Origin of the sequence: Burkholderia sp. Se-20378 (assembly GCF_017104665.1) — a bacterium.
Classification (GTDB): Bacteria; Pseudomonadota; Gammaproteobacteria; order Burkholderiales; family Burkholderiaceae; genus Burkholderia; species Burkholderia lata.
Genome location: NZ_JAAGPG010001093.1, coordinates 1 through 1,337, shown reverse-complemented (window position 1 = coordinate 1,337; position 1,337 = coordinate 1). Strand labels below are relative to the sequence as shown.

The following is a 1,337-nucleotide window of genomic DNA, read 5'->3' as shown; positions in this document are numbered from 1 at the left end:
CTGGAGTTGCCCCTGTAATACCGGACACAGCGTCACACTAAGGTTGCTGAATCCATCGAGCGCCGGAACTCGCGAGGCGAGCGGTATTTCAGCGCGCTATGGGGATGCTTCTCGTTGTAATGCTCGAACGCGATGGCCAAGTTGCGTGCAGCAGTCGCTGCGTCCGGCTTCGGCATGAAGGCGACGTAATCGCGTTTCATGGTCTTCACGAAGCTCTCGGCCATGCCGTTACTTTGCGGGCTGCACACCGGCGTGGTCAATGGCTTCAGGCCGATGGCCACTGCGAATCGGCGCGTGTCATCGGCCGTGTAGCCCGAACCGTTGTCGCTCAGCCACTCGATTTCGGACGGGGTATGCAGTTCGTTGCCAAACCGATTTTCCACTGCAGCTAGCATCACGTCGCGCACGATGTCACCGCTGTGGCCTGCCGTCGTGGCCGCCCAGCTCATCGCCTCACGGTCACAGCAATCCAGCGCGAACGTTACGCGCAGCGGCTCGCCATTGTCGCAGCGGAACTCAAAGCCGTCCGAGCACCACCGCTGATTGCTGCGCGCGACGGCCACCTTGCCGTCGTGTCGACGTTGGGGGCGAGGCGGAATCGGTCGGCGCTGCATCAGCAACCCATGCGTGTGCATGACGCGATAGATGCGCTTGGCATTGAACGGCACCAGCCCAACCGCGACGCGCTCGTTGCGCAATATGCCCCAAACCCGGCGATAGCCATAGCTGGGCAAATCGCCGATGACCCGGCGGATTTCCTCGACCGCTACCGCGTCGTCAGTCTGCCTCGATTGCCGGCCATCGCGCCACGTCGCCGGACGCGACAGTCGTGCCGATACGTTCGAGCGCGACACGCCGAGAACTTCACAAACCAGTTTCACTGGTCGTCCTCCGGCAGCGAGGGCGAGTGCGCTATCCATTTTTTTGCCCGGCCGTACTCGACTGCTTCGCGGAGAATCTCGTTCTCCATGGTCTTCTTGCCGAGCATCCGTTGCAGCTCACGAATCTGCTTGAGCGCGTCGGCCAGTTCCGAGGCCGGAACCACCTCCTCGCCAGCTTTGACCGCTGACAGGCTCCCATCCTGGTACAGCTTGCGCCAGTGGAACAGTTGGTTCGGATTCACGCCGTGCTGGCGCGCGACCATCGAAACCGATTTCCCCGGCTCGAAACTCTCGCGAACCATCGCCAGCTTCTGCTCCGCCGTCCAGCGCCGCCGGCGCTCCGGGCCCGTCAACACTTCCATCACTTCCTGCCTGGTATTAGTCAAAAACACAGTCTTATGCCTACCCGTTATTGTAAGTGGGTGACTGTGTCCGGCGTTTCAGGGGGCTGCTCCA

At 61.7% G+C, this 1,337-nt stretch carries 1 protein-coding gene; it reads right to left on the bottom strand.

Annotation, left to right across the window (positions count from 1 at the left end):
* Window positions 1-32 precede the first annotated feature (32 nt).
* Window positions 33-1,243, bottom strand: a protein-coding gene (locus G3N93_RS40350; protein WP_206135561.1) for an IS3 family transposase whose coding sequence is annotated in 2 segments (ribosomal slippage) — window positions 33-928 and window positions 928-1,243 — 1,212 coding nt in all. Because the reading frame shifts where the segments join, the coding sequence is not laid out codon by codon here.
* Window positions 1,244-1,337 lie beyond the last annotated feature (94 nt).